The sequence below is a fragment of the Streptomyces sp. NBC_00122 genome (assembly GCF_045160845.1).
Lineage (GTDB): Bacteria > Actinomycetota > Actinomycetes > Streptomycetales > Streptomycetaceae > Streptomyces.
The window spans coordinates 2,182,804-2,203,979 of the sequence record NZ_CP108191.1 but is presented as its reverse complement, the minus strand read 5'-3'; the positions used below and the strand labels follow the sequence as shown (position 1 = coordinate 2,203,979).

General features: G+C 70.4%; 27 protein-coding genes, 1 tRNA gene and 1 riboswitch. Of the genes, 18 read left to right on the top strand and 10 right to left on the bottom strand.

The genetic code is table 11. From position 1 onward, the window contains the following. Positions 1-51: 51 nt before the first annotated feature. The 4 genes from OG737_RS10420 to OG737_RS10405 all read left to right on the top strand — a co-directional run bounded on the left by OG737_RS10420 (position 52) and on the right by OG737_RS10405 (position 1,988). Entirely contained in the window at positions 52-474 is a 423-nt protein-coding gene (locus OG737_RS10420; RefSeq protein ID WP_328925924.1) for a M67 family metallopeptidase, read from the top strand. A gap of 77 nt (positions 475-551) precedes the next feature. Continuing rightward, complete coding sequence (locus OG737_RS10415) at positions 552-659, top strand: putative leader peptide (RefSeq protein ID WP_328925923.1); 108 nt, start codon at positions 552-554, stop codon at positions 657-659. 91 nt (positions 660-750) lie between these two features. Next, positions 751-1,038, top strand: a complete 288-nt coding sequence (locus OG737_RS10410; RefSeq protein WP_328925922.1) for a MoaD/ThiS family protein — start codon at positions 751-753, stop codon at positions 1,036-1,038. After that, a complete protein-coding gene (locus OG737_RS10405) occupies positions 1,038-1,988 on the top strand; it encodes a PLP-dependent cysteine synthase family protein (protein WP_405921451.1) in 951 nt (316 codons plus the stop codon). Before OG737_RS10410 ends, OG737_RS10405 begins: the two co-directional genes overlap by 1 nt. 143 nt (positions 1,989-2,131) lie before the next feature. Here the strand turns inward: OG737_RS10405 and OG737_RS10400 are convergent, their stop codons facing one another. Further along, entirely contained in the window at positions 2,132-2,479 is a 348-nt protein-coding gene (locus OG737_RS10400; protein ID WP_405921450.1) for a DUF488 domain-containing protein, read from the bottom strand. Then, positions 2,476-2,895: a hypothetical protein gene (locus tag OG737_RS10395; protein WP_405679890.1), complete on the bottom strand. Its 420-nt coding sequence runs from the start codon at positions 2,893-2,895 to the stop codon at positions 2,476-2,478. The genes OG737_RS10400 and OG737_RS10395 overlap by 4 nt, the downstream gene beginning before the upstream one ends. Positions 2,896-3,100: 205 nt before the next feature. On the opposite strand from OG737_RS10395, the gene OG737_RS10390 reads away from it, so the two are divergent. After that, positions 3,101-3,853 (top strand): MBL fold metallo-hydrolase, encoded by a 753-nt coding sequence (locus OG737_RS10390; RefSeq protein ID WP_405679891.1) that lies wholly within the window; start codon positions 3,101-3,103, stop codon positions 3,851-3,853. Between the two features lie 91 nt (positions 3,854-3,944). Here OG737_RS10390 and OG737_RS10385 read toward each other — a convergent pair whose 3' ends face one another. Further along, positions 3,945-5,156 carry a PTS transporter subunit EIIC gene (locus OG737_RS10385; protein WP_328930279.1) on the bottom strand — a complete coding sequence of 404 codons (1,212 nt, stop codon included), beginning with the start codon at positions 5,154-5,156 and terminating at the stop codon, positions 3,945-3,947. Between the two features lie 334 nt (positions 5,157-5,490). After that, a complete protein-coding gene (locus OG737_RS10380) occupies positions 5,491-6,792 on the bottom strand; it encodes a PTS transporter subunit EIIC (protein ID WP_405921449.1) in 1,302 nt (433 codons plus the stop codon). Positions 6,793-6,920: 128 nt separating this feature from the next. Between OG737_RS10380 and OG737_RS10375 the strand changes: the two genes are divergently transcribed. The 4 genes from OG737_RS10375 to rdgB all read left to right on the top strand — a co-directional run bounded on the left by OG737_RS10375 (position 6,921) and on the right by rdgB (position 9,233). Further along, complete coding sequence (locus OG737_RS10375) at positions 6,921-7,256, top strand: PTS glucose/sucrose transporter subunit IIB (protein ID WP_328925916.1); 336 nt, start codon at positions 6,921-6,923, stop codon at positions 7,254-7,256. A 100-nt stretch (positions 7,257-7,356) separates the two neighbouring features. Next, entirely contained in the window at positions 7,357-8,082 is a 726-nt protein-coding gene (gene rph, locus OG737_RS10370) for a ribonuclease PH (RefSeq protein ID WP_030717976.1), read from the top strand. 100 nt (positions 8,083-8,182) lie between these two features. Continuing rightward, the gene (locus OG737_RS10365; protein WP_328925915.1) at positions 8,183-8,587 is read left to right on the top strand and encodes a hypothetical protein; all 405 of its coding nucleotides are present in this window, start codon (positions 8,183-8,185) and stop codon (positions 8,585-8,587) included. A gap of 31 nt (positions 8,588-8,618) precedes the next feature. Beyond that, on the top strand, positions 8,619-9,233 hold the full coding sequence (rdgB, locus tag OG737_RS10360) for an RdgB/HAM1 family non-canonical purine NTP pyrophosphatase (RefSeq protein ID WP_328925914.1): 615 nt from the start codon (positions 8,619-8,621) through the stop codon (positions 9,231-9,233). 52 nt (positions 9,234-9,285) lie between these two features. Here rdgB and OG737_RS10355 read toward each other — a convergent pair. From OG737_RS10355 to bcp, 3 genes are all read right to left on the bottom strand, one after another. Beyond that, a tRNA-Leu gene (locus tag OG737_RS10355) sits at positions 9,286-9,358 on the bottom strand. A gap of 54 nt (positions 9,359-9,412) precedes the next feature. Beyond that, complete coding sequence (locus OG737_RS10350; RefSeq protein WP_405921448.1) at positions 9,413-9,901, bottom strand: HNH endonuclease signature motif containing protein; 489 nt, start codon at positions 9,899-9,901, stop codon at positions 9,413-9,415. 149 nt (positions 9,902-10,050) lie between these two features. Beyond that, positions 10,051-10,518 carry a thioredoxin-dependent thiol peroxidase gene (gene bcp / locus OG737_RS10345; RefSeq protein WP_328925912.1) on the bottom strand — a complete coding sequence of 156 codons (468 nt, stop codon included), beginning with the start codon at positions 10,516-10,518 and terminating at the stop codon, positions 10,051-10,053. 109 nt (positions 10,519-10,627) lie between these two features. Here bcp and OG737_RS10340 point away from each other — a divergent pair, with 109 nt between their 5' ends. The 3 genes from OG737_RS10340 to OG737_RS10330 all read left to right on the top strand — a co-directional run bounded on the left by OG737_RS10340 (position 10,628) and on the right by OG737_RS10330 (position 11,826). Beyond that, positions 10,628-10,945: a DUF3618 domain-containing protein gene (locus OG737_RS10340; RefSeq protein WP_328925911.1), complete on the top strand. Its 318-nt coding sequence runs from the start codon at positions 10,628-10,630 to the stop codon at positions 10,943-10,945. A gap of 46 nt (positions 10,946-10,991) precedes the next feature. After that, positions 10,992-11,333 (top strand): co-chaperone GroES, encoded by a 342-nt coding sequence (locus tag OG737_RS10335; RefSeq protein WP_030239046.1) that lies wholly within the window; start codon positions 10,992-10,994, stop codon positions 11,331-11,333. Between the two features lie 70 nt (positions 11,334-11,403). Then, positions 11,404-11,475: riboswitch (guanidine-III (ykkC-III) riboswitch) on the top strand. 30 nt (positions 11,476-11,505) lie between these two features. Further along, complete coding sequence (locus OG737_RS10330; protein ID WP_328925910.1) at positions 11,506-11,826, top strand: multidrug efflux SMR transporter; 321 nt, start codon at positions 11,506-11,508, stop codon at positions 11,824-11,826. Between the two features lie 32 nt (positions 11,827-11,858). Here the strand turns inward: OG737_RS10330 and OG737_RS10325 are convergent, their stop codons facing one another. Continuing rightward, positions 11,859-14,324, bottom strand: a complete 2,466-nt coding sequence (locus OG737_RS10325) for a transglycosylase domain-containing protein (RefSeq protein ID WP_328925909.1) — start codon at positions 14,322-14,324, stop codon at positions 11,859-11,861. Positions 14,325-14,510: 186 nt separating this feature from the next. On the opposite strand from OG737_RS10325, the gene OG737_RS10320 reads away from it, so the two are divergent. From OG737_RS10320 to OG737_RS10300, 5 genes are all read left to right on the top strand, one after another. Continuing rightward, positions 14,511-15,314, top strand: a complete 804-nt coding sequence (locus OG737_RS10320) for an ABC transporter permease (RefSeq protein WP_405921447.1) — start codon at positions 14,511-14,513, stop codon at positions 15,312-15,314. Then, a complete protein-coding gene (locus OG737_RS10315) occupies positions 15,307-16,176 on the top strand; it encodes an ABC transporter permease (RefSeq protein WP_405679893.1) in 870 nt (289 codons plus the stop codon). Before OG737_RS10320 ends, OG737_RS10315 begins: the two co-directional genes overlap by 8 nt. Before the next feature lie 2 nt (positions 16,177-16,178). Then, a complete protein-coding gene (locus OG737_RS10310; protein WP_405679894.1) occupies positions 16,179-17,147 on the top strand; it encodes an ATP-binding cassette domain-containing protein in 969 nt (322 codons plus the stop codon). A 99-nt stretch (positions 17,148-17,246) separates the two neighbouring features. Then, complete coding sequence (locus OG737_RS10305) at positions 17,247-17,900, top strand: DUF1707 domain-containing protein (protein WP_405679895.1); 654 nt, start codon at positions 17,247-17,249, stop codon at positions 17,898-17,900. Between the two features lie 29 nt (positions 17,901-17,929). Then, entirely contained in the window at positions 17,930-19,507 is a 1,578-nt protein-coding gene (locus tag OG737_RS10300) for a DUF445 domain-containing protein (RefSeq protein WP_405921446.1), read from the top strand. Positions 19,508-19,550: 43 nt separating this feature from the next. Here OG737_RS10300 and OG737_RS10295 read toward each other — a convergent pair whose 3' ends face one another. Together OG737_RS10295 and OG737_RS10290 are read right to left on the bottom strand one after the other, a co-directional pair. Further along, a complete protein-coding gene (locus tag OG737_RS10295; RefSeq protein ID WP_405921445.1) occupies positions 19,551-19,850 on the bottom strand; it encodes a hypothetical protein in 300 nt (99 codons plus the stop codon). A 60-nt stretch (positions 19,851-19,910) separates the two neighbouring features. Next, positions 19,911-20,090, bottom strand: coding sequence for a hypothetical protein (locus OG737_RS10290; protein ID WP_328925905.1), 180 nt, complete (start codon positions 20,088-20,090; stop codon positions 19,911-19,913). A gap of 176 nt (positions 20,091-20,266) precedes the next feature. On the opposite strand from OG737_RS10290, the gene OG737_RS10285 reads away from it, so the two are divergent. Then, positions 20,267-20,803, top strand: a complete 537-nt coding sequence (locus OG737_RS10285; RefSeq protein ID WP_328925904.1) for a GNAT family N-acetyltransferase — start codon at positions 20,267-20,269, stop codon at positions 20,801-20,803. Positions 20,804-21,176 lie beyond the last annotated feature (373 nt).

Genomic DNA, 21,176 nt, shown 5'->3' with positions numbered 1-21,176 from the left:
TTCCGTACCACCCCTCGGTACGGAAGGGCCCGTCTGTCTATCCTGTCGCTCATGCTGACCCTCACCCAGGCCCTGTACGACCAGATCGTCGAGCACGCCCGCCAGGACCACCCCGACGAGGCGTGCGGTGTCGTGGCCGGCCCGGCGGGCACCGGCCGCCCGGAGCGCTTCATCCCGATGCTCAACGCGGCCCGCTCGCCCACGTTCTACGAGTTCGACTCGAAGGACCTGCTGAAGCTCTACCGCGAGTTGGACGACCGCGACGAGGAGCCGGTGATCGTCTACCACTCGCACACCGCGACCGAGGCCTACCCCTCGCGCACGGACGTCACGTACGCGAACGAGCCCGGCGCCCACTACGTACTGGTCTCCACGGCCGACAAGGACGGTCTCGGGGAGTTCCAGTTCCGCTCGTACCGGATCGTCGACGGTGTGATCACCGAGGAAGAAGTGCAGGTCGTCGAGGCCTACTGACCAGTATGTGGGCAATGGGCGTCCGAGATGCGGGATCACACTCCAAACCGGGGAGCGGGAATCGTTAACATGACCGCATGGTTCCCCAAGACGTGAGCATCGAGACGCCCGGCAGGCTGCTGCTCGTGGCGCGGCTGCACGTCGACCTGTGCCGCCTCGCCAGCGCCATCTGTCCTGCCTCCTGAGCACCGGAGCCCTCTTGCGCGGGGGGCCGACGAACCGCGCGCTTCACGTTCTCACGCCCTCCCTCACGATCCTTCACGACTGGAGCCAGCCATGGCCATCGAGGTCCGCATCCCCACCATCCTCCGCACCTACACCGACGGCGAGAAGGCCGTGACCGGTGAGGGCGCGAACCTGGACGAACTGTTCACGGACCTGGAGACCCGCCACAAGGGCATCCGCGAGCGCATCGTCGACGAGTCGAAGGGCGGCGAGCTGCGCCGCTTCGTGAACGTCTACCTCAACGACGAGGACGTCCGCTTCCTCGCCGGCATCACCACCGAACTCACGGACGGCGACAGCGTCACCATCCTCCCGGCCGTCGCCGGCGGATCGAAGTAATGCGATACGACTCCCCGCTGGCCGCGGTCGGCAACACGCCGCTCGTCCGGCTGCCCCGGCTGTCGCCCTCGGACGACGTCCGTATCTGGGCGAAGCTGGAGGACCGCAACCCGACCGGCTCGATCAAGGACCGCCCCGCGCTCCACATGGTCGAGCAGGCCGAGAAGGACGGCCGGCTGTACCCCGGCTGCACCATCCTGGAACCCACCTCGGGCAACACCGGCATCTCCCTGGCGATGGCGGCCAAGCTCAAGGGCTACCACATCGTCTGCGTGATGCCGGAGAACACCTCGCAGGAGCGCCGGGACCTTCTCGCCATGTGGGGAGCCGAGATCATCTCCTCGCCCGCCGCCGGCGGCTCGAACACCGCGGTACGCGTGGCCAAGGAACTGGCGGCGGAGCACCCCGACTGGGTGATGCTCTACCAGTACGGCAACCCGGACAACGCGGGCGCGCACTACGCGACGACGGGCCCCGAGATCCTGGCGGACCTCCCCTCGATCACCCACTTCGTGGCGGGCCTGGGCACGACCGGCACCCTGATGGGCGTCGGCCGCTACCTGCGCGAGAACGTCGAGGGCATCAAGATCGTCGCCGCCGAACCGCGGTACGACGACCTGGTGTACGGCCTGCGCAACCTGGACGAGGGCTTCGTCCCCGAGCTCTACGACGCCTCCGTCCTGACCACCCGCTTCTCGGTGGGCTCGGCGGACGCGGTCACCCGGACCCGGGAGCTCCTCCAGCTGGAGGGCATCTTCGCCGGAGTCTCCACCGGCGCCGCCCTGCACGCGGCGATCGGCGTCGGCCGCAAGGCGGTGGCCGCCGGCGAAACGGCGGACATCGTCTTCGTCGTGGCCGACGGCGGCTGGAAGTACCTGTCGACCGGCGTCTACACGGCCGCGACGACGGAAGAGGCGATCGAGGTCCTCCAGGGCCAGCTCTGGGCGTAGCCGGACCCCGAAGGTCGCCCGGCGGGCGGATGTGGCGCCGCGGGAACACCGCCACATCCGCCCCCGCCACATCCGGCCTCGCCCGGAGGCCACCGGACGGGGGCACCGCCTCAGCGGCCTCCCCGAGGCCGCTGAGCCGACGCTTAGCCGCGCAGCACTTCCGCGAGCACCGCCGCGTGGCTCGACTCCAGATCCTTGACGGCGGTCAGGAGCGTGACCGGCCCCGCCGCGGCCAGCGCACGCAACCGGTCCAGCTCCGCCACCGCGTCGGCGGAGGCCAGTTCCGCCTCGTACCGCCGCCGGAACTCACCGGCGGAGCCGCCCCCGTGGAACCACTTCCGCAGCTCGCTCGACGGGGCAACGGCCCGCGGCCACTCGTCCACCCCCGCCGCCGCCTTCGAAAGGCCCCGCGGCCACAGCCGGTCCACGAGCACCCGGACACCGTCCTCCTCGGGCTCCAGCGGGTCGTACACACGCCGCAAACGGATCACCGGCCACCTCCGAGCCCCTTGATCTCGTCCCACACCGCCGGGTCCAGCACCCCCAGCCGGCCACGGAACTCCCACAGTGACACCTCCGCCGGCCGGTCCGCCTCCAGGAAGCTCGCCCGGCCCTGCGCCCCCACCGTCCCCGGCGGCAGCGGGACCACCCCGGCCCGCCGGTCGTCGTACTTCCCGGTGATCCACGCGACCCGCGCCCGGTGGCCCCGTACCTGCGCCACCGCCAGGACCAGACAGACCCGGCCGTCCGTCAGCGACCACAGCTCACCCGGCCGCGGCACCGGCGGCGCACCGGGGCCGTGCGCGGCAGGGGCCCGGCGGGGGAGCCCCAGCCGTGCCCCGGCGAGCAGCATCACCAGTGCCACGGCCACGACCGCGGCCACCGCGGGCCACCAGGACGTGTCCATGTTTCGACCGTAGCCGCGCGGGAACGCCCCGGCATGACAACCTTTGGCAACGCCCGTACCCACCGTCGCTCCCCCGGGTGACAGTGCAGGTGATTCCCCCCACAACGGCCCGCCGTGGAGGAGCGACGGGCCGTTTCGCGCCTTACGCTCAACGCACGCACGGCCCGCATTCCGTCCACGGACCGTCCACGGAGGTTCACGCTCCATGAAGCTCACCGTCGTCGGCTGTTCGGGGTCGTTCCCGTCCGCGGAATCGGCCTGTTCGAGCTACCTCGTCGAGGCCGACGGCTTCCGGCTGCTTCTCGACATGGGCAACGGCGCCCTCGGCGAGCTCCAGCGCCACATCGGTCTCTACGACCTCGACGCGATCTTCCTCAGCCATCTGCACGCCGACCACTGCATCGACATGTGCGCGTACTTCGTGGCCCGCTACTACCGGCACGAGGGCGGCCGCTGCGGCACCATCCCCGTCTACGGTCCCGAGGGCACCGAGAAGCGCCTGACCACCGCCTACGACGACGTGCCCGACGAGCGCTCGATGAGCGAGGTCTTCGACTTCCGCACCCTGAAGTCCGGCAGCTTCGAGATCGGCCCCTTCCAGGTCCGTACCGAGAGGGTCAGCCACCCCGTCGAGGCGTACGGCATCCGCATCGAGCACGGCGGCCGCTCGCTCACGTACTCCGGGGACACCGGAACCTGCCCGGAGCTCGGCCTGCTCGCCGAGGGCACCGACCTCTTCCTCTGCGAGGCCTCCTTCACCCACGGCAAGGAGGACATTCCCGGCCTGCACCTCAACGGCCACGAGGCCGGGGAGTATGCGCGCGGCGCCCGGGTCGGCCGCCTCGTCCTCACCCACATCCCGCCGTGGACGGACGCCCAGCAGAACCTCGCCGACGCCCGCTCGGCCTACGACGGCCCGATCGACCTGGCGTACGCGGGCGCCGTGTACGAGGTCTGAGGTCCGAGGCCCGGCGTGTCCGAGGTACGACGAAGCCCCCGCCCTCCCTTCGGGGAGAGCGGGGGCTCCGTCGTACCGGAGGCGGTGCGGCCTACTTGGCCTCGGCCTTCGCCAGCTCGGCGAGCTCCTCGTCGGACTCGCGGCCCGGGGTGGGGAGGTTCCACCTGGTGATCGCGAAGCGGAAGACGAAGTAGTAGACCACCGCGAAGCAGAGGCCGACGGCGGCCAGGCCCAGCGGGTTCTCGGCGATGCCGAGGTTCAGCAGGTAGTCGACCAGACCCGCCGAGAACCCGAAGCCGTCACGCATGCCCAGGGCCCAGGTCAGCGCCATGGAGATACCGGTGAGGACCGCGTGGACCGCGTAGAGCACCGGGGCGATGAACATGAAGGTGAACTCGATCGGCTCGGTCACACCGGTGACGAAGGAGGTGAGCGCGAGGGAGAACATCATGCCGCCGACGACCTTGCGGCGCTCGGGACGGGCGCAGTGGACGATCGCGAGGCAGGCCGCCGGGAGGGCGAACATCATGATCGGGAAGAAGCCGGTCATGAACTGTCCGGCGGTCGGGTCACCGGCGAGGAAGCGGCCGATGTCACCGCTCTTGCCGTTGTACTCGCCGGCCTGGAACCACGGGAAGGAGTTGAGCAGGTGGTGCATGCCGACCGGGATCAGCGCACGGTTGGCGACACCGAAGATGCCCGCGCCGACGGCGCCGGAACCGACCAGCCACTCACCGAAGTTGTGCAGACCCGTGCCGAGGACCGGCCAGATGTAGCCGAAGACGATGCCGATGAACAGGCCCGCGAAGGCGGAGAGGATCGGGACCAGGCGGCGTCCGCCGAAGAAGCCCGCCCAGTCGGGCAGCTTGGTGCGGTAGAAGCGCTGGTAGAGGAGCGCGACGACGATGCCCATCACGACGCCGCCGAGGACCTTGGCGTCGACGGGTGCGTCCACCAGGACGACCTTGTGATCGACGACCTTCTCGATCTGCGGCAGGCTCGGATCCGTGAAGGTGGCCAGGACCTTCGAGAAGACCAGGTAGCCCGTGACGGCGGCGAGTGCGGTCGAACCGTCGGCCTTCTTGGCGAAGCCGATCGCGATACCGACGGCGAACAGCAGCGCCATGTTGACGATGATCGCTTCTCCGCCGGCCGCCATGTACGTGGCGATCTTGTTGACGAAGTCGGGCAGCGACGCCTTGCCGAGCATGTCGTCCTGGCCCAGGCGGATGAGCAGAGCGCCTGCGGGCAGCACCGCAACGGGGAGCATGAGGCTCCGGCCGATGCGCTGCATGACGGCCATCACGCCAGCGCCCTTCTTCTTCTCCGCCGCGGGGGCGGTAGCCGTGGTCACAACTTCCTCCAGTGGGCAAGGCGCCGCCAGGGGGTGAGCCGGGGGACGGCGACGTCTCGTAAAAGGGGGGAACGCGAGCGCAGACAGGCGCACGTGGTCTACACCAATTGATGGTGTAGACCAGTTGTAACACGGTGAGGGTTAGATAAGGAACCTTCGATTTCCTGTGGTCTACGCCACAACAGGTTTGGGTCCGCCGCGAACATGGCCGAAGCCCCCGGATCCGGAGATCCGAGGGCCTCGGGGAGGCGGGCCGCAGGTCCGGTGAACCGCCGGACGGGGCCTACGCCTTGATGTTGTCCTTCTCCATCTCGTCGATCTCCTCGTCCGACTCCCGGCCCGGGGTGGCCAGGTCGAACTTGGTGATCGCGAACCGGAAGACAGCGTAATAGACCACCGCGAAACCCAGGCCGATCGGGATGATCAGCGCCGGCTTCGTCGCCAGGCCCCAGTTGATGACGTAGTCGATCAGGCCGGCCGAGAAGCTGAAGCCGTCATGGACGCCCAGCGCCCACGTCACCGCCATCGAGGCGCCCGTCAGCAACGCGTGGATCACGTACAGCACGGGCGCGACGAAGAGGAAGGAGTACTCCAGCGGCTCGGTGATCCCGGTGACGAAGGACGTCAGCGCGACCGACAGCATCAGGCCGCCGACCTCCTTGCGCCGCCGCGGCTTCGAGCAATGGGTGATCGCCAGCGCCGCCGCCGGGAGGGCGAACATCATGATGGGGAAGAACCCGGACAGGAACTGCCCGGCCTGCGGGTCGCCGTTGAGGAACATGTTGATGTCGCCGTGGACCACCTTGCCGTCCGGCGTGGTGAAGCTGCCGAACTGGAACCACACCGGCACGTTCAGGAACTGGTGCAGGCCGATCACCAGCAGCGCGCGGTTCGCGACACCGAAGATCCCGGCGCCCCACGAGCCCAGGCCCACCAGCCAGTCGGAGAAGCTCTCCAGCGCGTCACCGACCGGCGGCCAGATCCACAGGCACAGGGCCGCGAACCCGATCGCGACGAACGACATGATGATCGGGACCAGCCGGCGCCCGTTGAAGAAGCCCAGCCAGTCCACCAGCTTCACCCGGTGGTAGCGCTGCCAGAACCAGGCCGCCAGCAGGCCCATGATGATGCCGCCGAAGACACCGGGATTCTGGTACGTGTACGACACGAAGGTGTCGTTCGGCCCCAGGCAGCCGCCCCCGATGTCCTTGGTCCCCGCCGGGCAGGGCTTCTGGAACGCGTGCAGCACCCCGCGGTAGACGAGGAACCCCGCCACCGCCGCCAGGGCCGTCGAGCCGTCCGCCTTCTTCGCCATGCCGATCGCGACGCCGACGCAGAAGAGGAGCGGCAGCCCGAGGTCGGGATCCAGCAGCGCCCCGCCCGCGCCCGCCATCACCTTGGCGACGTCCGTCCAGGCGAGGCCCTCCACACCGAAGACATCGGGCTGCCCCAGGCGGTTCAGGATGCCCGCGGCGGGCAGGACGGCGATCGGCAGCTGAAGGCTCCGCCCCATCTTCTGCAGCCCCTGGAACAAGCCGTTCCACCACTTCGGCTGCGGCGCTGCTGCAGCGCTGCTCGCACTCATCGGCGTCCTCCCTGACCGGCCCGTTTTTGGCAGTTGCGGCACGTGCGGCACACTGGTGTAGACCAGTCGTGGGGCAGGCGACTGCTGATCGTCATCATTCGACAGACAGCAGTCATGCGCTCGCATAGATGGGCCAACCGTGCGTTACCGTGGCAAAGCGGATCACGCAGGTGGGTATCCGGATACCTGGCCGCCGAGACTCGTTCTTCGTAGAACTCAGGGAGAAACACATGGCCACCAAGGCTGAGAAGATCGTCGCCGGGCTCGGCGGCATCGACAACATCGACGAGATCGAGGGCTGCATCACCCGCCTGCGCACCGAGGTCCACGACCCCGCCCTCGTCGACGAAGCCGCCCTGAAGGCCGCCGGCGCCCACGGCGTCGTCAAGATGGGCACCGCGATCCAGGTCGTCATCGGCACCGACGCCGACCCGATCGCCGGCGAGATCGAAGACATGATGTGAGCTGAGCCCCACAAGGCTCGCCCGCCGAACGACAAGACCCCGTTCCGGATACACCCGGACGGGGTCTTCGCGTTCTGCCGCAGGGACTAGGCTCGGAGCCATGTCTCGCATCGACGGCCGTACGCCCGAACAGCTCCGCCCGGTCACCATCGAACGCGGATGGAGCAAGCACGCCGAGGGCTCCGTCCTCATCTCCTTCGGAGACACCAAGGTCTTCTGCACCGCCTCCTTCACCGAAGGCGTCCCGCGCTGGCGCAAGGGCAGCGGCGAAGGCTGGGTCACCTCCGAGTACTCGATGCTGCCCCGCTCCACCAACACCCGCGGCGACCGCGAATCCGTCCGCGGCAAGATCGGCGGCCGCACCCACGAGATCTCCCGCCTCATCGGCCGCTCCCTGCGCGCCGTCATCGACTACAAGGCCCTCGGCGAGAACACCATCGTCCTGGACTGCGACGTCCTCCAGGCCGACGGCGGCACCCGCACCGCCGCCATCACCGGCGCCTACGTCGCCCTCGCCGACGCCGTCGCCTGGGGCCAGCAGAAGAAGCTCATCAAGGCCGGCCGCAAGCCGCTCACCGGCACCGTCGCCGCCGTCAGCGTCGGCATCGTCGACGGCGTCCCGCTCCTCGACCTCTGCTACGAGGAAGACGTGCGCGCCGAGACCGACATGAACGTGGTCTGCACCGGCGACGGCCGCTTCGTCGAGGTCCAGGGCACCGCCGAGGGCGAGCCCTTCGACCGCAAGGAACTGAACGCCCTCCTCGACCTCGCCGCCGGCGGCTGCGCGGACCTGGAAGCCATCCAGCTGGGCGCGCTGGAACTGTAAGCGGCAACCGCGGCGCGCGGATTCGCGTCCGTCCTGGTACGGGCGCACGGTGTCAAAGCCGTGCGCCCGTCCACGCATCCGACTCCCCGGGGACCAGAAGATGAAGACGCTGAAGTCCGTCAAGCCGAAGCACCGCATCGCCGCCGTGGCCGTCGCGGCCGCCCTGGCGATACCCGCCCTCACCTCCTGCGACGCGATCTCCACCGCGATGGACTGCGCGAACACCGCGGTGGCCATCACCGACGGCGCGAACGACCTCCAGCAGGCGGTCTCCCAGGCCGGCAACAGCCCGCAGGACGCCCAGAACGCGCTCAACCAGATCGAGACGAACCTCAAGAAGATCGGCGACCAGACGGACAACGCCGACCTGGGCAAGGCCATCGACTCGATGAGCACGGCGGTGAAGAACGTCCGCACCGCCATCCAGAACGGCGACGCCACCCCGGACATCCAGCCGGTCGCGGACGCGGCGAGCGAGATCTCCAAGGTCTGCACCCCGGGCTGACCCGGCCGGCGACCGCGAAATAATGGGGGCCATGACCTCCACGCCCAGCCGCCTCATCCTCGCGACCCGCAACGCGGGCAAGATCGCCGAACTCCACGCCATCCTGTCCGACGCCGGCCTGCCGCACGAGCTGGTCGGCGCGGACGCGTACCCCGAGATCCCGGACGTCAAGGAAACCGGCGTCACCTTCGCCGAGAACGCCCTCCTCAAGGCCCACGCCCTGGCCCGCGCCACCGGCCTCCCGGCGGTCGCCGACGACTCCGGCCTGTGCGTGGACGTCCTGAACGGCGCCCCCGGCATCTTCTCGGCGCGCTGGGCCGGCGCCCACGGCGACGACGAGGCCAACCTCCGCCTCCTGCTGGCGCAGCTCGGCGACATCGACGAGGAGCACCGCGGCGCCCACTTCTTCTGCGCGGCGGCCCTGGCCCTCCCGGACGGCACCGAACGCGTCGTCGAGGGCCGCCTCCTGGGCACCCTGCGCCACGCCCCGTCGGGCACGGGCGGCTTCGGCTACGACCCGATCCTCCAGCCGCTGGGCGAGTCCCGCACCTGCGCGGAGCTCACCCCGGCGGAGAAGAACGCCATCTCCCACCGCGGCCAGGCCTTCCGCGCCCTGGTCCCGGTGGTCCGCGAACTCCTGGGCTGACGAGACAGGGCCTGTTCTCCCGAGTCCGGGAGAACAGGCCCTGTTCATCGAGTGCGCCCGGTCGGATTCGAACCGACATACGCGGCCACCTAAAGACCGCCGCTCACCAGGTGGCGTACGGACGCAAGCGAGGAACACTCTACTGCGCGCGCCGCAGCCGTGGTCGATGTACCCGTGGTCTAACGACTGTGCCGCCCTGCTCGACACCAGGTGTCCGTTACCGCGTGGCAGTTGGGGCAGAGCAGCCGCAAGTTTTCCCGCTGGTTGTTGCGCCAGTCGCCGTCGATGTGGTCGACCTCCAGCGGTAGCGGATAGCCCTGCCAGGTCGGCTCGATACCGCACATCGCGCACCGCTCGGGGATGCCGAGTGCGGCGAGTGCACCCTTGAGGTGCTCGCTCTGGGCCCGGCGGGCACGGGTGTCGTCTTGCCTGACCAGGATCGATTCCGGAGTGCGCCGCGTGTTGGGGCGTCCCGCACGTGAGGGCAGTTTGAAGTGCGAAGTGTCGGTGCCGAACGCCTTCACCTTGCGACTGATGTGCGTGTGGTGGCCGCCCATGACGTCACGGCCGAGGCGCCCGAGGACCTCGCACATGGTGGTCGACGCGGCCACGGCCTCGGCCAGGATCTCCCTCGTCCACTTCATCCCCATCCGGCTCGAAGTCGGCATCCTCGCCCCCTCCGCATCCCGGCCGCCCGTGCGGCTCTCGTACGGAGTAACGGGTCGATAGTCGGAGAGTTGCGGCCGATTTCGTCCGATAAACGGAGCGGCCCGCACCGGTTGGGTGCGGGCCGCTTCCTGCGGGGCAGGGGGCTGGGTCAGATGCCCAGGTCCTTGATGATCTTGGCCACGTGGCCGGTCGCCTTGACGTTGTAGAAGGCGTGCTCGACCTTGCCCTCCTCGTCCACGACCACCGTCGAGCGGATGACCCCCGTCACCGTCTTGCCGTACAGCTTCTTCTCGCCGTACGCGCCGTACGCCGTCAGGGTCTCCTTCTCCGGGTCGCCGACCAGGGTGACCTTCAGGTGCTCCTTCTCGCGGAACTTCGCGAGCTTCTCCGGCTTGTCGGGGGAGACGCCGATGACGTCGTAGCCGGCCGTCGCCAGGACGTCGAGGTTGTCCGTGAAGTCGCAGGCCTGCTTGGTGCAGCCCGGCGTCAGGGCGGCCGGGTAGAAGTAGACGATCACCTTGCGGCCCTTGTGGCCGGCCAGCGAGACCTCGTTGCCGTCCGCGTCGGGCAGGGTGAAGGCGGGGGCGGTATCGCCCGGCTGAAGTCGCTCGCTCATGTCGGCAGTCTCCTCAAGAGGGGATCGGTATGGCACGAGACTAAGCTGCTGACAGACTGTTCATGGCGGACTACGCCCCCACAGACGACACGACGACGGAGGCAGCGCGGTGCCGGAAGCCAGGACCCCCGCACAGATCGAGGCGGACATCGTCCGCCGCCGCGAGCAGCTCGCCGAGACGCTCGACGAGATCGGTGTGCGCATGCACCCGAAGACGATCATCGGGGACGCGAAGGCCAGGGCCGCCTCGACGGTCGACCACACCGTCGGGCGGGCGTACGTCGCGGTGAACCGCCTCGTGACGGACGTGAATGGCGCGCTGCGCCACGAGGACGGGGCTCCGCGCATGGAGCGGATCGTGCCCGTCGCGCTGCTCGCGGCGGGTGTGGTGGGGGTAGTGGTGCTCTCGGTGCGGCGCAAGCGCTGATGACCCTGCGGAGCGCGGCCTCGACGCGGGCGGGTAGGTTCGGGGCGTGAGCGAGAACACCACCCACGACAAACTGCCCATCCGTATGCTCCACGACCGCGTGCTCGTGAAGTCCGACCTGCCCGAGGGCGAGCGGCGCTCCGGCGGCGGCATCCTCATCCCGGCGACGGCCGCGGTCGGCAAGCGGCTGGCCTGGGCCGAGGTGGTCGCGGTCGGGCAGAACGTACGGAGCGTCGAGCCCGGCGACCGGGTGCTGTACGACCCCGAGGACCGTGCCGAGGTCGAGGTGCGGGGTGCGACGTACGTGCTGATGCGCGAGCGGGATCTGCACGCCGTGGCCGCCGAGCGGCTGGAGGGGTCGAAGGACTCCACGGGTCTCTACCTCTGACGCCTCTGACGCCTCTGATTCTTCTGAGAACTGCCGTGAAAAGGGCTGGTGGCCTAGGTCGCCAGCCCTTTTCGCCTCTCTTTGCTACGGTTGAGGGACCCCGACGAGACGCGCCGTACCGGGTACGACAAGACGACGCACCCGTATCGCCCGATGTCTCGGAGGTGCCGTCATGGCCTGGGTCCTGCTGATCGTCGCCGGTCTGATCGAAGTCGGCTGGTCGATCGGAATGAAGTTCACCGAAGGTTTCACCCGGCTGTGGCCCAGTGTGTTCACGGGTGCCGGGATCGTCGCCAGCATGGTGCTGCTCTCGATCGCCGCGAAGTCCCTGCCCATCGGTACGGCGTACGGGGTGTGGGTGGGCATCGGCGCCGCCGGTGCGGCCGTGCTCGGTATGGCGGTGCTGGGTGAGCCCGTCACCGCGGCCCGGATCTTCTTCATCTGCCTGCTGCTGGTGGCCGTGGTGGGGCTGAAGGTGACCTCCGGTCACTGACCGGACCGGAGACCACCCGCCGCCCCCTCGGATCATTCGAGGAATGCTGAGGGCGGGCGCGTGCCATCGCCCGCGCCGCGGTCGGCGCCCTGCCCGCCCGTCCTGCCCGTGGTGCCCATCGTGCCCGCGGTGGTGCCGCCCTGGTCGCCCTGGGTGGCGCCGCCGTTGGTCTGCCCGCCCTGTGTCTGCCCGCCCTGCGTCTGCCCGCCCTGTGTCCGGCCGCCGTTGTCCTGGCCGCCGTTGTCCTGGCCCCCCTGGTTCTGACCGCCTTGGTTCTGACCGCCGTTGTCCCGGCCCCCGTTGTCCCGCCCGCCGTTCGGCTCGGTGGGCCGGCCCGGCCGGGTCGGCCGTTCGGGAGGGGGCGGCGTGTCCTCGTCCGGGGTCTCCTCGGGCCGGCCCGTCTGGGCCGGCGGCGAGGGCGGCGGCTGGGCCGCGCCCGGCTGGAGTTCCAGGTCGAAGTCGGCGGGGTCGCTGCCCTCCAGGGCGGTCTTGGTGTACGCGGCCCAGATCCGGGCCGGGTAGCCGCCACCGCCGATACGGGGCTCCCCGAGGGCGTTGTACAGGGACTCCAAGGCGCCGGTGTCCGGGTCCTGGCCCATCATCGAGACCACCGTGACCAGGTCCGGGGTGTACGCGGCGAACCAGGCCGAGCGGTCCAGTTCGCCGGTCCCGGTCTTGCCCGCGGCCGGGCGGCCGGCGGCGAGCGCGGCCGTACCGGTGCCGTTGTCGACGACGCTGACGAGCATGGACGTGGTGGTGTCGGCGGTCTCGCGGCTGACGGCCTGGGTGGGCGTGCGCTCGGGCAGGCCGATCGTGTCGCCGCCCTTGGTGATCTTCTCCAGGAAGGTGTACGGGGTGCGGCGGCCGTGGTCCGCGAGGGTCGCGTACGCCTGGGTCATGTCCAGGACGCTGGCCTGCAGGGTGCCGAGGGCCATGGCGGGGACGGGCGGGAAGTTCGGGGTGTCCGCGGGGATGCCGAGGGCGATGGCCGTGTCCTTGACCTTCGCGGTGCCGACGTCGACCGCCATCTGCGCGTAGACGGCGTTGACGGAGAGGTCGGTCGCGGTGTTGACGGTGATGTTCCCGTACGACACCTGGCCCTCGTTCTCGGGGGCGAAGCGGATGCGGCCGCCGACGACCGGGTGTTTGTTGTCGCCGTTGTAGATCGTGTTCGGGGTGATCCGGCGGCCGTCCTGGGTGCGGGAGTCGTTCTCGACGGCGGCCGCGAAGACGAACGGCTTGAAGGTGGAGGCGACCTGGTAGTCGTGCCGGGTCGCGTTGTTGACGAACTGCTTGGTGTAGTCGATGCCGCCGTACATGGCGACGACCTTGCCGGTGGCCGGGTCGATGGACACTCCGCCGGCCCGCACCACCCGGTCCGCCTTGCGCTTCTCCGGGTCGAGTTCGCGGACCATCTGGGCGTCGACGGCTTCGGTGAAGGCGTTCTGGCGGCGTCTGTCGATGGTGGTGGTGATGCGGTAGCCGCCCTCGGCGAGGGTTTTGTCGTCGAGGATCTTGTGATCGACGATGTAGTCCTTGATGGCTTCCACCAGGTATCCGCGCTGCCCGGACAGTCCGGCGGCGGCGCGGACCTTGCCCGGCTCGGGGAACCGTGTCGTCGCGCGATCGGCGGCGGGCAGCCAGTTCTTCTTGACCATGCCGTCGAGTACGTAGTTCCAGCGGGCGAGGGCGCGGGGGCGGCTCTGGGGGTGGGAGACGACGTCGAAGGCGCTGGGGGAGTTGAGGAGGGTGGCGAGGTAGGCGCCCTCGGCGGTGGTGAGGTTGGCGGCGTCCTTGCCGTAGTAGGCCTGGGCGGCGGCCTGGATGCCGTAGGCGTTGCGGCCGAAGTAACTGGTGTTCAGATACCCCTCCAGGATGTAGTCCTTCGACTTCTCGCGACCGAGTTTGATCGCGATGAAGAACTCCTTGACCTTCCGTTTGATCGTCTGTTCCTGGCCCAGGTAGTAGTTCTTGACGTACTGCTGGGTGATGGTCGAACCGGACTGGGTGCCCTTGCCGGTCGCGGTGTTCCAGGCGGCGCGGACCATCGCCTTGGGATCCACGGCCCGTTCGGAGTAGAAGTCCCGGTCCTCGGCAGCCAGTACGGCCTCCTGCACGGTCCGGGGGATCTGTGAGAGCGGGACGTTGACGCGGTTGACCTCGCCGTCGCTGGCGAGCTGCGAACCGTCGGAGTAGAGGTAGACGTTGGACTGCGCGGTGGCGGCGGAGTTGGCGGGCGGGATGTCCACGAGCAGGTAGCCGGCGACGAGGGCGCCGATGAGCAGCAGGGCGAGGAGCAGGAAGCCGCCCAGCAGCATGCGCCAGGTGGGGAGGGCGCGTCGCCAGCCGGTCCGCTTGCTGCGGGCCTGCTTTCCGGGCTCCCGTGCCGTGCCGGGCCTCTGCCCTGTGCCGGGTGTCTGCGGCTGCGTCGGGGGTCCCTCCGGCGGAGTGTCCGGATCGCGAGGGGTCCAGCCCGGGGGCGGTGACTGGTCGCTCATCTCCAGAACTCCTCGACGCTGTGCGAAATATCCACTTCTGTACCTCATGGTGTCTACCCGATGGCCGGTGATTACGCGCCGGACGGGGGTAAATCGGTCGCGTGGCTCGCCCCTCCGCACTAAGCTCGCGCGCTTTGGCCGACGTAGGAACGACGTGGGAAACGGAGGGATACGGTGCGTCGGAGAGTGCGGCTCTACTTGGCCGTCGCCGCAGGCGGATTCCGCCGGTACGCCACCTACGGGACGGCGACGGCGGCCGGTGTGTTCACCAACACCGTGTTCGGGTTCATCGTCGCGTACACGTACATCGCGCTGTGGGACGAGCGGCCCGGACTCGGCGGCTACGACCAGGCACAGGCCCTGACCTTCGTATGGGTGAGTCAGTCACTGCTCGCCGCAGGGGCGCTGATCGGGGGCGGCTTCCAGGAGGAGCTCCAGGAGCGTGTCCGTACGGGCGACATCGCCGTCGACCTGTACCGGCCGGCGGACCTGCAGATGTGGTGGCTCGCGGCCGACTTGGGGCGGGCGGCCTTCCAGTTGGCGGGGCGCGGGGTGGTTCCGCTGGTGGTCGGGGCGCTGGCGTTCCGGCTGGCGCTGCCCGCCGATCCGCTGCGCTGGCTGCTGTTCCTGGTCTCCGTCCTGCTCGCGCTGACGGTGAGCTTCGCGGTGCGCTACCTGTTGGGGCTGGCGGCGTTCTGGCTGATGGACGGGTCGGGGATCAACATGATGGCGACCGTCGTCACGATCTTCTTCTCCGGGATGCTGTTGCCGCTGACCGTATTCCCGGGCGGTTTCGGCGAGTTCGTGCAGGCGCTGCCGTGGGCGGCGATGCTCCAGGTCCCGATGGACGTGCTGCTGGGCAGGCACGCGGGGGCCGGGAGCGCGGCGGGTGCGCTGGGGTTTCAGGCGGTGTGGGCGTTCGTGCTGCTGGGCGCGGGGCGGCTGTTGCAGTCGGCCGCGACGCGGAAGGTGGTGGTCCAGGGTGGCTGAGGCGGTACTGGAGCGGGAGTTCGCGGCCGTCGAGGTGCCCCGGCGCGGTCGGGCGCGGGAGGGGCTGCGCGGCTACGGGCTGATCGTGGCGATGTGGATCCGGTCGACGATGACGTACCGGACGTCCTTCGCCCTGTCGGTCGTCGGCAACGCGGCGATCACCCTCCTCGACTTCGTCGCGGTCTGCATCATGTTCTCCCACGTCGACGAGCTCGGCGGTTTCACCCTCCCCGAGATCGCCCTGCTCTACGGATCCTGCTCGGCCTCCCTGGGCCTGGCGGACCTGCTGCTGGGCAACACGGACCGGATCGGTGTCCGGATCCGTGACGGCTCGCTCGACACCATGCTGGTGCGCCCCGTGCCGGTGCTGGCGCAGGTCGCGGCGGACCGGTTCGCGCTGCGCCGGCTGGGGCGCGTCGGGCAGGGGGTGGGGGTGCTGGCCTGGGCGGTCTGGGCGCTGGGTCCGCAAGTGGAGTGGACGGCCGGCAAGGTGCTGCTGGTGCCTGTGATGGTGCTGGCCGGGGCGGGCATCTTCGGTGCGGTGATGGTGGCCGGGGCGGCGTTCCAGTTCCTGGCGGGGGACGCGGCGGAGGTGCAGAACTCGTTCACCTACGGCGGCTGCGCGATGTTGCAGTACCCGCCGACCGTCTTCGCGAAGGACCTGCTGCGCGGGGTGACCTTCATCGTGCCGCTGGCCTTCGTCAACTGGCTGCCCGCGCTGTACGTGCTCGGGCGGCCCGATCCGCTGGGGCTGCCGGGGTGGGCCGCGTACCTGAGCCCGCTGGTGGCCTTCGCCGTGTTCCTGCCCGCGTCGCTGGCGTGGCGCGCGGGTGTCCGTTCGTACCGAAGCACGGGGAGCTAGTGGTGGTGGATGCGCTGATCTCGCTGGACGGGGTCGAGAAGGTCTTCGACGTACGGCGCCGGGTGGGGCTGATGCGCCGGGAGAAACGCCAGGTCAGGGCGGTGGACGGGATCAGCTTCGAGGTGGCGCGGGGCGAGATGGTCGGCTACATCGGGCCCAACGGTGCCGGGAAGTCGACCACGATCAAGATGCTGACCGGGATCCTGACGCCGAGCGGCGGCCGGCTGCGGGTGGCGGGCATCGACCCGGCGCGGGAGCGGATGCGGCTCGCGCACCGGATCGGGGTGGTGTTCGGGCAGCGGACCACGCTGTGGTGGGACCTGCCGCTGAAGGACTCGTACGGGCTGATGCGGCGGATGTACCGGATCCCGCGGGCGCGGTTCGAGGAGAACATGGAGCGCTGCGTGGACCGGCTGGACCTGGCCGAGCTGCTCGACGTGCCGGTGCGGCAGCTGTCGCTGGGGCAGCGGATGCGCGGGGACATCGCGGCGGCGCTGCTGCACGATCCGGACGTGCTGTACCTGGACGAGCCGACGATCGGCCTGGACGTGGTGAGCAAGGCGAAGGTACGGGGCTTCCTGCGGCAGCTGAACGCGGAGCTCGGCACGACGGTGCTGCTGACCACGCACGACCTCCAGGACATCGAGCAGCTGTGCGAGCGGGTGATGGTGATCGACCACGGGCGGCTGATGTACGACGGGCCGCTGGCCGGGCTGCATGCGGCGGGTTCGGCCGGGGAGAGCGAGCGGACGCTGGTGGTGGACCTGGAGCGGGAGCTCGCGCCGATCGAGCTGGCGGGCGCGCGGGTGGTGAGGGTGGAGGGGCCGCGGCAGTGGCTGGCGTTCCCGGCGGGGGCTTCGGCGGCGCCGCTGGTGGCGGAGGTGGCGGCGCGGTATCCGCTGGTGGACCTGTCGGTGCGGGAACCGGACATCGAGGACGTGATCGCGCGGATGTACGCGGGGCGGGGGTGAGGGGGGACGTGGCGGCGGGGGGAAATCAGGGTCATCCCGGGGGTAGGACAGGGGGTCAAGCCGTACAACTCCCGGGAATCCCTGCATAGTCTGGGCGGCATGAGTGACGAGCGGCCGGAGAAGCCGTTGCCGGAGCTGAGGGCGTCGGATGCCGACCGGGACCGGGTGGTGGAGCGTCTGCGGGACGCCGTCGCCGAGGGTCGGCTCGACATGGAGGAATTCGAGGAGCGGCTGGAGGCGGCGTACAAGTCCCGTACGTACGCGGAACTGGAGCCGCTGACGCGGGACCTGCCGACGGAGGGCGCCGCGGCGCCGCTGCCGACGCCCGTGGCGGCCTCGGGTTCGTCCTGGCCGGCCCGGATCGGCGGGTCGGGGACGTCGACGAACGCGGTCGCGGTCATGTCGGGGTTCCAGCGCAAGGGTCCGTGGACGGTGCCCGCCCGCTTCGACGCGGTGGCGTTCTGGGGCGGCGGTGAGCTGGACCTGCGCGAGGCGAACTTCGCGCAGCGCGAGGTGGTGATCAACTGCGTCGCGGTCATGGGCGGCATCCAGATCACCGTGCCGCCGGGCGTGGAGGTCGACGTACGGGGCATCGGCGTCATGGGCGCCTTCGACCAGCGCGTGGGCAGCGGCCCGGCGCAGCCGGGGGCGCCGCGGGTGATCGTGACGGGTTTCGCCTTCTGGGGCGGGGTGGAGATCAAGGTCAAGCCGCCTAAGACGCCGAAGCGGCCGAAGCTGAGCAAGGAGCTGTAGCGCTCCGTCCCGTCCGTCCCGTCCGTCCCATGGGGGGGTGGGCGGGGCCTGGGTCGAGCGGGGCGGGGCCTGGCTCCGACGGCCCGGGCCGCGGCTGCGGCCTGCGGCCGTACCGGTCCCGGCGTGGCCGCGACCGCGGGACCACTACCCCCCTCGCGGGAGCGAAACGGCGTGCCGGGAACTCCTCGCGCCTCCCAGTAGTCGGATGCTATGCAGACAAAACCGGCGCCCCCGGGGGAAGGCAGGAGCACGTGGACGACCGCACCACAGTCGGAGGTGCCGCCCCACCGCCACCACGCGGGGGAGCGGCGACGGCACCGACCCCTGCCCCGCCCGCCCGCGGCGCGTTCGTGTTCAGCGCCGCCGACGAGGAGCGCCGCCGCGGTGTCCGCCGGATGAAGGCCACCGCGACCGGCCTGCTGATCCTGGTCTCGCTGGTCTACGTACTGGCCACGTGGGCGCGGGACGCCGACGCGGGCGCCTGGGCCGGATACGTCGCGGCGGCCGCCGAAGCCGGCATGGTCGGCGCGCTCGCGGACTGGTTCGCCGTCACCGCCCTCTTCCGGCGGCCCCTCGGCCTGCCCATCCCGCACACCGCGATCATCCCGACCAAGAAGGACCAGCTCGGCGTCTCCCTCGGCGAGTTCGTCGGCGAGAACTTCCTCTCCTCCGACGTGGTCAGGGCCCGCCTCCACTCCCTCGGCATCGGCGGCCGCCTCGGCACCTGGCTGGCCGAGCCGGCGCACGCCGACCGGGTCACCGCGGAACTGGCCACCGCCCTGCGCGGAGCCCTGACCGTACTGCGCGACTCCGATGTGCAGGCCGTCGTGGGCGAGGCCATCACCCGGCGTGCCGAGACGGCCGAGATCGCGCCCGGCATCGGCAAGACCCTGGAGCGGGTCGTCGCGGACGGCGGCCACCACCGTGCCGTCGACCTGGTGTGCGCCAAGGCCCACGATTGGCTCGTCACGCACGGGGAGTCGGTGATGGACGCGGTCCAGGGCGGGGCGCCCGGCTGGACCCCCCGGTTCGTGGACCGCAAGATCGGCGACCGCGTCTACAAGGAGCTGCTGCGGTTCGTCACGGAGATGCGGGACATGCCCCAGCACCCGGCGCGCGGCGCCGTGGACCGCTTCCTGACGGACTTCGCGGCCGATCTCCAAACGGACACGGACACCCGGGCCCGGGTCGAACGGCTCAAGTCCGAGCTGCTGGCGCGCGGCGAGATCCAGGACGTGATCGCCTCCGCCTGGACCGCGATCCGCTCGCTGATCATCTCGGCGGCGGAGGACGAGCAGAGCGAACTGCGCCTGCGCGTCCGGTCCTCGCTGATGTCCCTGGGGGCGCGGCTGGCCACGGACGGCCGTCTCCAGGGCAAGGTGGAGGGCTGGATCGAGGGCGCGGTGGTGTACGTCGTCACCAACTACCGGACCGAGATCACCTCGCTGATCACGGACACGGTGGCGGGCTGGGACGCCGAGCACACGTCCCGCAAGATCGAGGCCCACATCGGCCGGGACCTGCAGTTCATCCGCATCAACGGAACGGTGGTCGGCGCCCTGGCGGGCCTGCTGATCTACACGGTGTCCCGGGCCTTCGGGGCGTAGGGCTCCCGTAGGGAGTAGGGCCCGGGTCCTTGGGGCGGGGCCGTCAGCCGCGGTCGGCGACGGCCCAGGACGCGGCGGCCACGACGCCCGCGGCCCCGAGGACGGCCGGCCATGCGCCGACCTTCTTGGCCAGCGGGTGCGCGCCCGCGAAGCCGGCCAGGTACAGCGCCCCGAGCCCGGCCGCCGCGGGCGCACCGCCCCGGCGGTGCCACTCCCGTCCGGCCGTGATCCCGGCGGCGCCGAGGACGACACCGCCCAGGGGCCGCTTCTTGGTCCACCGGGCGACGGCGTATCCGCCGACCAGCCCGGCGGCGGCCACCACGGAACTCGGTACGCGCGCCATGTCGAACTCCTTCGCTCTTCTTGTCGTTCGTCGTTCGTCGATCGTCGTTCGGATACGAGGCTAACGCGGCCGTCCGGCCATCCGATGGGCGCCCAGCACCCACCCCAGCACCAGCACGGCTCCGCCGATCACGGCGTCCGGCACCGCGTCCCGCAGCGCGCGCGGCAGCAACGCCACGACGCCCAGGACGAGAAGGAAGGCGAGCGCGCACCGGCCGGCCGCCCGAAGCAGTCTGTCCACGAGCTGCTCAACGCGGGTGCCGGGTTTCCCGACACGGACGGTGGGGAGGGGATTTGTCGCACACTCGCCGGATCCGTGCGATGTCCGCCCGCAGGAACCCGAAGCGCATAAATTGACTCTCCCCACCCAAAGGGGGAAATCCCGCCTCCCCACTCGACTTCAGGAGCCAGGACATCGTGATCTGCTACGGACAGGCCGTCCTCGACCTCGCGGACGAACTGGTCGACGCCTACGCCGACGTCTTCTCCGGCCCACCCTGGAACGAGGGCGAAGAAACCATTCGCCAGTTCGCCACCCGCCTCCCGGTCGACGCGAGGCGCCGTGGATTCCGTACGGCCATCGCCCAGTCCGCGACCGGCATCGACGGCTTCGCCACGGGCTGGATCACGCCGGCCGCCTTCCCCAGGAACCGCGCGTACGCCCAGGTCGCCGCGCAGCTCGGCGCGGGCCGTGTGAAGGAGCTCCTGACCGGGGCCCTGGAGATAGACGAACTCGCCGTACGCCCGTACGCGCGCGGCCACGGCACCGGCCGGGCCCTGCTCACGGAGATCACCGCCGACGCCCCGGACCGGCGCGCGTGGCTGCTGACCTCCCGCCTGGCCACCGACACCGTGGCCACCTACCGCCGCCTCGGCTGGCACGAGGTCGAGGCCCGGCCGGGCACGCAGACGGGGGTGATCGTCTTCCTGTCCCCGGACCACCCGAGCCGCTAGGACGGCCACGACCGCCAGCCGCCAGGCCTGCGAGGGCCGGTCCGGCCGGTTCGGGGGCGCCTTCCTGGCCAGCCCGGACGCCTACTGGCCCGACGAGGGCGTCGCCCTGGAGATCGACTCGGCGGAGTACCACTGCACCCGCGACGCTCCCCCAGCTACCGCTGGGAGGTACCCCCAGGCACGCCACCCTCCGCCGCCGCCTCCGCCTGGAGTCCCACGGCGTCCTGGTGGTCAGCGCCACCCCGTCGATGATCCGCGACACCCCCACGGAGGTCGTAGCGGCCCTCCGCACCCTCCTGACCCTCACCACCCCCCCGCCCCACCCCACCCACAGCCCTGGCCTGCGGACGCCAACAGCTCCCACTGCCGTTCT

Coding starts and splice junctions, on each gene's coding strand:
- OG737_RS10385 (WP_328930279.1), bottom strand. CDS start 5,156: ATGGCCGTCATGCAGCGCATCGGCCGGAGCCTCATGCTCCCCGTTGCG.
- OG737_RS10330 (WP_328925910.1), top strand. CDS start 11,506: ATGGCCTGGGTCCTGCTGATCGTCGCCGGTCTGATCGAAGTCGGCTGG.
- OG737_RS10300 (WP_405921446.1), top strand. CDS start 17,930: ATGGGGGGGTGGGCGGGGCCTGGGTCGAGCGGGGCGGGGCCTGGCTCC.
- rdgB (WP_328925914.1), top strand. CDS start 8,619: ATGACCTCCACGCCCAGCCGCCTCATCCTCGCGACCCGCAACGCGGGC.
- OG737_RS10390 (WP_405679891.1), top strand. CDS start 3,101: ATGAAGCTCACCGTCGTCGGCTGTTCGGGGTCGTTCCCGTCCGCGGAA.
- OG737_RS10420 (WP_328925924.1), top strand. CDS start 52: ATGCTGACCCTCACCCAGGCCCTGTACGACCAGATCGTCGAGCACGCC.
- rph (WP_030717976.1), top strand. CDS start 7,357: ATGTCTCGCATCGACGGCCGTACGCCCGAACAGCTCCGCCCGGTCACC.
- OG737_RS10410 (WP_328925922.1), top strand. CDS start 751: ATGGCCATCGAGGTCCGCATCCCCACCATCCTCCGCACCTACACCGAC.
- OG737_RS10365 (WP_328925915.1), top strand. CDS start 8,183: ATGAAGACGCTGAAGTCCGTCAAGCCGAAGCACCGCATCGCCGCCGTG.
- OG737_RS10305 (WP_405679895.1), top strand. CDS start 17,247: ATGAGTGACGAGCGGCCGGAGAAGCCGTTGCCGGAGCTGAGGGCGTCG.
- OG737_RS10415 (WP_328925923.1), top strand. CDS start 552: ATGGTTCCCCAAGACGTGAGCATCGAGACGCCCGGCAGGCTGCTGCTC.
- OG737_RS10380 (WP_405921449.1), bottom strand. CDS start 6,792: ATGAGTGCGAGCAGCGCTGCAGCAGCGCCGCAGCCGAAGTGGTGGAAC.
- OG737_RS10350 (WP_405921448.1), bottom strand. CDS start 9,901: ATGCCGACTTCGAGCCGGATGGGGATGAAGTGGACGAGGGAGATCCTG.
- bcp (WP_328925912.1), bottom strand. CDS start 10,518: ATGAGCGAGCGACTTCAGCCGGGCGATACCGCCCCCGCCTTCACCCTG.
- OG737_RS10325 (WP_328925909.1), bottom strand. CDS start 14,324: ATGAGCGACCAGTCACCGCCCCCGGGCTGGACCCCTCGCGATCCGGAC.
- OG737_RS10375 (WP_328925916.1), top strand. CDS start 6,921: ATGGGCCAACCGTGCGTTACCGTGGCAAAGCGGATCACGCAGGTGGGT.
- OG737_RS10395 (WP_405679890.1), bottom strand. CDS start 2,895: ATGGACACGTCCTGGTGGCCCGCGGTGGCCGCGGTCGTGGCCGTGGCA.
- OG737_RS10405 (WP_405921451.1), top strand. CDS start 1,038: ATGCGATACGACTCCCCGCTGGCCGCGGTCGGCAACACGCCGCTCGTC.
- OG737_RS10295 (WP_405921445.1), bottom strand. CDS start 19,850: ATGGCGCGCGTACCGAGTTCCGTGGTGGCCGCCGCCGGGCTGGTCGGC.